This is a genomic window from Paenibacillus agaridevorans, from assembly GCF_003112455.1.
In the GTDB taxonomy this organism is placed as follows: Bacteria; Bacillota; Bacilli; order Paenibacillales; family Paenibacillaceae; genus Pristimantibacillus; species Pristimantibacillus agaridevorans.
Map to the genome: position 1 here is coordinate 15,099 of NZ_BDQX01000069.1, position 6,819 is coordinate 21,917.

The window sequence follows — 6,819 nt, forward strand, 5'->3', positions numbered from 1 at the left end:
ACGATTATCCGCTGATCCGTACTAGCTACGAAGGATTGCGCACCGTCAGATGTATGCCGGCCATTTATGGCGCGGATTTGGAGAATGTCGCCATAACGGGAACGGGTATTTTCGACGGGTCGGGAGAGGCTTGGCGGCCGGTGAAACGAATGAAGCTGACAGAGGGGCAGTGGGACAAATTGATGAGGTCCGGCGGATATGAGGAAGGCGGTGTTTGGTGGCCGACGGAGCAGTCGCTTAAGAGCGCGGCGCTCGTGAAGAGCTTGATTGCGCAGAACGAGCAGGAGCCGTCCGCGTTCGAGCCGGCCCGTGACCATTTGCGGCCGACGCTGGTGCAGCTGGACCGGTGCCGCAAGGTGCTGCTGGACGGCCCTACCTTCCGCAATTCGCCGGCTTGGAACGTGCATCCTTGGTTATGCGAGCATGTGACCATCCGCAATGTCTCAATCCGGAATCAGTGGCATTCGCAGAACGGCGACGGCCTTGATCTTGACTCCTGCAGGTATGCGAACATTTACGATTCCGTATTCGACGTGGGCGATGACGCCATCTGCATGAAGTCCGGCAAAGATGCCGACGGCAGGGCATTAGGCGTTCCCACCGAATATGTGACGATCCGGAACTGCCAAGTGTTCCATGGACACGGCGGTTTTGTCATCGGCAGCGAGATGTCCGGCGATGTCAGGAATATTGCAATAACGGATTGCGTGTTCATCGGAACGGACGCAGGTCTGCGCTTCAAGAGTACGAGAGGCCGCGGTGGAACGGTCGAACACATCTATATAAGGGGAGTCCTCATGAAGGATATCGCCAAGGAAGCCATCATATTCAGCTCTTATTACTCGGGCAAAAACAATACGGATGAACCGATGGCCGTTACGGAGGAAACTCCGATATTCCGCGATTTCCATATCAGCGATACAACGTGCATCGGAGCGGATACGGCGCTGCACATCAAGGGGCTCCCGGAAATGCCGATTGAAAATATCGTCTTCGACCGGGTGCTGCTAACCGCCCGCAACGGCGCGACCTGTACGAACGCCCGGAACATTACGTTCCGGCAGACGAAAGTGCTGCCGGAGCACGGCGAGCCGTATACGATGGTCAATATTGAGGCGGTAACCATAATCGATTAACAGACCTGATGAAGGGGAGGAACCCGCATGCTGGAAATGATTGCGATTGGGTACGACTTGGACGCTTCTCCCCGTATGCTGCATGGCGTGCGGTTGCTAAGGGAAGCGCTCGAAGCCTGCGAATACATGGTGGAGGAGAAGGCGGGCGGCTGGGCATGGAACCGTTACCGCGATACGGGCCACCGCAAAATTTACGTAGGCCGCCGCTCAGGCTCCGAGCTGCTCGCGGAGCTCGAGGCGCGGGATGTGCTGCTCTATCATACGGATGAGCCCGAAGGCGAAGGCTTCTATCTGGCAACATGTCCGGGCCGGCTCGTCGTGGTCTCCGGCGGAGACGACAGCGGCGCGCTGTACGGCTGCCAGGAGCTGGCGGGCAGGATTCGCGAGGAAGGAGAACTGCCCCGCGAGCTGTCGTTCGGGGATACGCCTCGTCTGGCCTGGCGCGGACCCGCCGTCGGCTTGCAGAAGCAGCGCGTGGAGCCGGGAAGGCAGCCTTTCGAATATCCACTGACGCCAGACCGCTTTTCCTGGTTTTATGACAGGGTTATGTGGCTTGACTACCTGGACATGCTGCTCAAGCACCGGGGTAACTCCCTTTTCCTATGGAACGCGAATCCGTTCGCCTCGCTGATCGATCTGCCGGGTGAGCCTGAGGCGCGAGAGGTGACGAAAGAGCAACTGGAGGAGAATGCAAGCTTGCTGCGTTGGCTGACGGAAGAGGCGGACAGGCGCGGCATACAGATCTTTTTGGCCTTTTACAGCATTTATATTCCGCAAAGTTTTGCCGATAAGCACGGCTTGTCTTATAGGCAGTGTAAGCCCTTGCCGGAGACAAGCGACTATTTCCGCAGGCTGCTTGCCGCTTTCGTGCGGGATTACCCCACGGTCGGACTGATGGTATGTCTAGGCGAAATGCTGAAGGGGCAAATGTACGGGGTGGAATGGCTGTGCGAAACGATCCTGCCCGGCATCATGGAAGGCTTCGACCATTCGGCTGGCGCAGACCCGCCGCCTGTCATCGTGCGCTCGCACGCCATCGACATCGAGAAGGTGATGCAAGAAGCTGACGGGCTTTATCCCAATCTGCACACCGAAATGAAATACAACGGGGAATCGCTCACGACTTGGACGCCTAGGGGAGAAGTGCAAGCGCTGCATCGGCGGATGGCCGAGCGCGATGGTAAACATGTCGTCACCGTGCATATGAATTCCAATCTGGAACCGTTCCGCTTTGGAGCTCCATCCTTTATTCAGCGCTGCGTTCAAGCGGCAAAGTACCGTTTAAAAGGTTCGGCGTTGCATTTTTTCCCGCTGTCCTTCTGGAGCTGGCCTTATTCGCCGGACCGGTCGGAGATCCCGATCAAGCAGGTGGATCGTGACTGGATCTGGTTTGAAGCGTGGCTCCGTTATGCATGGAATCCGGACCGGGACGGGAAAGCGGAGAAACGCCACTGGATATCCCGGCTGGAGGAAAAGTACGGAAACAGGCAGTCGGCCGAGCGTCTGTTGCACGCTTATGAAACAATCGGGAGTTGCGCGCCCAAGCTGCTGCGCCGCTTCGGCATTACGCAAGGCAACCGCCAGACGATGAGCCTTGGCATGACGATGAGCCAGCTGACGAATCCGGAACGGCACGTCACTTGGTCCAAGCTGTGGGAGTCGCATGCTCCTCAAGGAGAGAGGCTGGAGGAATTCGTGCTGAAGCAATTGGCAGGCATGCCTCATCTTGGGGAGACGCCGCTCGATATTGTGGAGGAAGTGGAGCGTTCTTCCGAAGAAGCTTCGAAGGCGGTAAAGCAGGCCCGAATGACCGTACAAAAAAATAAAACCGAGTTCGAACGTCTCGCTGCCGATATTGACGCGATCAAGGCGATGACGAATATGTATACGTACAAGGTAAGAGCGGCGCTGCTTGTGTTCATGTACAAACATACGGCCTTTGGCAAATACGCAGAGCGGGCGGCGCTGCTGGAGGAGTCGGCTGAATGGTTGGACAAAAGCGTAGCCGCATACCGCAAGCTGACGGAAACGACAGAGAAGCAGTACGTGTTCGCAAACGGTATGCAGACGCTGCATCGCAAAATTCCGTTCCGCGATGGGGCAGCGATCTATCATTGGAGAGACTGCCTGCCCATGTTTGAACGGGAGCTTGCCGTTTTCCGGCAGCGTATCGGAGAGCTGCAGACTGGCAAGATGCCGTCCGCCCTGGTTCAGGCGCCGGCCGTTTCCTATCGGCGTTATAGTCAGGCAAGCTATAAGCTGCTGAGCGAGGACGCCGAGCAGTACCGGATCGAGAAAGGCGCCCGCGTCTTCACTGACGGCGACATTCCGATTATAAGCTGCGCGGAGGAGCTGTACGGCTTGACGGGAATAAGGTTCAGCCAGCTGCGGGCGGCGCACGAAGAAATTCAGCTCGAAGTGGAGCTGGAGGAACCTTCCCTGATTCTGGTAGGATGCTTCAATTCCCATGACGATCAATGGCTAAAGCCTGGCGGAGCAGCTGCCGTCGATCCATATACGTTCGGACTTGATCCGGTGATCCGCAGAGGCATACGCTTGTTCGCCTATCCTTCCGTCCATGTCCATGCCTTGCCTTACGAAGCAGGCCGGCATACGCTTCATTATGGCAAGGGGGCGTTCCTGATTCTCGGCGTCATTGAACTGCATCAGAGCCTGTCCAACCGGGATTTCGATCCGCAACACGATGAGCGTACGCTGCTCGATTGGCTGTACGAAATGACGGAGGTGGAGATGGTCCCGTGAAAACAGACTCGGAAGCGGCGGCCGGGCTGATCGGAATCATAGAAAAGCATGTCAGCCTGCTGCTGAAGCATGCAGCGGATCCAACCGGAGAAACCCCTTTGTTTGTCAATGCGCTTGATTCGCTCACGCTGATGCCGGTCAAATATGATCCGGATCATGTGAACCGCGAAGCGCTGCTCGCGAGCCCCGCAAGCCAGCAGCGCTGGCTGAAGCTGCTAAGCGGCCTTACCCGGCTGACGGGCGATCCGGCGTACGAAGAACGGGCGCTCGCGCTCAACCGGTTTCTCTTAAATAGCCAGACGGATAACAGCGGCCTGCTCTTATGGGGAGGCCATACCGCCTACAACATAGAGAAACAATCGATCGAATACGCTGGAGACAAATCGAAGGTGCACGAGCTGAAATTTCATTACCCGGATTACGAGCTGATGTGGGAGGCGGATCCGAAAGGAACAAAGCGTTACATCGAAGCGATGTGGAATGCGCATATCCTAGACTGGTCGCGCCTGGATTTCAACCGTCACGGGCCGTACGACACGCCGACTGGACGGTTATGGGAGCAAGAATATAAGGGCGGGGACGTCTTCTTCTGGGGACGCGGACTGACGTTCATCAATGCAGGCAGCGATCTGTATTACGCGGCCGCGATGCTGGCTAAACTGTCGGGCGAGAAAGCGCCGCTGGTGTGGTCGAAACGGCTGGCGCGCCGTTACGTGGAAACGAGACAGCCCGGCATCGGGATCAGCGGCTACCAATTCAGCCAATCCGCAACCTCCTGGTGCAACGGCCCGGCGGTAAGGGGCGACCGGGCGCAGTATCAGCTGGCGCCGCTTATTCCGGAAGGCCATACCGTTTATGAAGGAACGCTCTTCAAGCCGCGGCCCGTCGTCCAGCGCTGCATGCTGGCGATCGGCGAACAAGCGGGGGAAGCGGCGGAATGCTTCATCCGGTGGGCCTGCGAGGAAATGGCGGCTTGGGGGAAAATCGCTTACCGCCGCTCCGACAACAGTTTTGTCCCGATGCTGACCGACGGGTACCCGATCGAAGGGTTGTCGCTGGATCGAGACGGGTACTTCGGGCCGAAAGGAAGGGCGTTTCGGGCAATCCCCGCTAATTCGGATTTTTTCTGGATGTACGCGGCCGGCTACCGGCATTCGCGTGATCCGTTTCTATGGGAGATGGCGCAATCCATCGCCGCTGGGATGGGCGCAGGAGATATCGGCCTTCCGAGCGTAGGCGGAATCCGCATTTGGAAGCAGAGGGAGGACAACGCCGATTACCGGCTGTTGTACGGCTTGTTAGAGCTGTATAAGGCGACGAACGACAGCAGGTTTTTATCCTTTGCCCGGCAGGCGGGAGAGCAAATGCTTACGAAAGTTGCCGAAACACGCGCGTTTGCTTCGGAGGAGCGGATTTTGACCGACGATCCGCTTCCGCTTGCGCTGCTGCATCTTGCGGAAGCGCTGCGGGACATGCCGGGAAACGTTCCCCTAACGTGGAAGTAGCGAGGGTTAACCCATACGAGCTGATGCTGCCTAAGGCGGCGTCAGCCGTTTGCGTTTGCGGGCGATAATGGCCTCAAAGGAGCGATGACCGATGAAACGGAAACGGGCATTCGAAATTAACGGCAAACGAAAGCTGTTCGGCAAATTTCTATTGTCCTATGTACTCATTCTGCTAATTCCGCTGCTGGTAGGCACCTATGCCTACTACGAGACGGTTCAGGTCGTACGAGAGGACGCGGCGGAGCTGAATCTGGCGGTGCTGGAGCAGAGTGAGGAAGCGCTTAACCGGCTGCTGACGGAGATTCGCGATATCGTATCCCAGCTGTCGCTGGATTCGGAGCTGCTGAATGCGATGATTACCGCCGATGCTTCATGGCCGCCGGAAGCGGTGTTCAAGTTCTCCCAACTGCAGAAGAACGAATTGAACATGCTGTCGACGAACCAGCTCTTCTCCGATCTGTTTGTTTACCTAGAGAAAAGCGAAGCCGTTATTTCCGCGAACCGGATCGACAAGCTGGACGCTCAGCCGCTGAAGATCGGCGATGTCCCTTTCGGCCGGTGGCTTGCGGAGACTATCGCCGGCGAGCGGGTGAACCGGTACTTGCCGCTTGCGAGCGTAAATGATGGGAGGACGACAGAGGATTACGTGGCGTATGTCAGTCCGTTACCGGCGGGCACGAACATGCGGACCGACGGCGCCGTCGTCATCCTGATCAAGGAAAGCGCGATCGCACGGATGTTCCACAGGCTTCTATCGGAGGAAGGCGCGTTCGCGTATATTCTGAACGAAAAGGCGGAGATGATTGTATCCGCTTCGGCGGGCGGGGAGAGGCTCGAGCCCATAATCGCCGAAGCCGGGAGGGATTCGCAAGTCCCCATGAACGGGAAGGACATGTTCATCACGTCCGTGCAATCCCCGGGCAGCGGGTGGACGTATGTGGCCGGACTTCCGGCGAACAGCGTATTTGCCAAAGCCGAGTACATCAAGCGGATCAACTGGACCATCGTCCTGGCGGTCATGGCATTCGGGTGCGCGGCAGCCTTGTTGCTCGCTTACCAAAACAGCAAACCGATCGCGGAGCTGCTCGATTCGATCAAGGATTTTGCCGCCGGGGAGACGGGCAAGCGGGCATCCGCGATGGAGGTCATTCAGATGGCCGTGCATGAAATCATTACGAACAATAGAAGCATGAGCTTGACCATGAAGCAGCAGCTTCCGCTCCTGCAAGCCGCCTTCTTCGAGAAGCTGCTCAAGAGCGGCTTCAACCATGAAGGGGACATGCGCGCCCATCTCGCGCAGGCGGAAATAGCCGTCATTTGGGACAACGTCGCGGTTGCCGTCATCCGGATTCACCATGCCGGGTACATGCCGGAGGAGGAGATAATGGCGGGCAAAGCGCGGATGAAGCGCCTGC

The 6,819-nt window shown here is 57.6% G+C and carries 4 protein-coding genes; all 4 read left to right on the forward strand.

Annotated elements, in window-relative coordinates; translation table 11 throughout:
- Nucleotides 1-1,136 (forward strand): glycoside hydrolase family 28 protein (locus PAT3040_RS07510; protein WP_258234887.1); only part of this gene is annotated, 1,136 nt, incomplete at its 5' end.
- A 27-nt stretch (nucleotides 1,137-1,163) separates the two neighbouring features.
- Nucleotides 1,164-3,899: a hypothetical protein gene (locus PAT3040_RS07515; RefSeq protein WP_108992112.1), complete on the forward strand. Its 2,736-nt coding sequence runs from the start codon at nucleotides 1,164-1,166 to the stop codon at nucleotides 3,897-3,899.
- Nucleotides 3,896-5,404: a pectate lyase gene (locus PAT3040_RS07520; protein ID WP_181376488.1), complete on the forward strand. Its 1,509-nt coding sequence runs from the start codon at nucleotides 3,896-3,898 to the stop codon at nucleotides 5,402-5,404. The genes PAT3040_RS07515 and PAT3040_RS07520 overlap by 4 nt, the downstream gene beginning before the upstream one ends.
- 91 nt (nucleotides 5,405-5,495) lie before the next feature.
- A partial coding sequence (locus PAT3040_RS07525) for a cache domain-containing protein (RefSeq protein WP_146200382.1) occupies nucleotides 5,496-6,819 on the forward strand: 1,324 nt, incomplete at its 3' end.

Bases quoted from the DNA above. Each gene is read 5' to 3' on its own strand.
- PAT3040_RS07515 (WP_108992112.1), top strand. From the start codon at position 1,164: ATGCTGGAAATGATTGCGATTGGGTACGACTTGGACGCTTCTCCCCGT.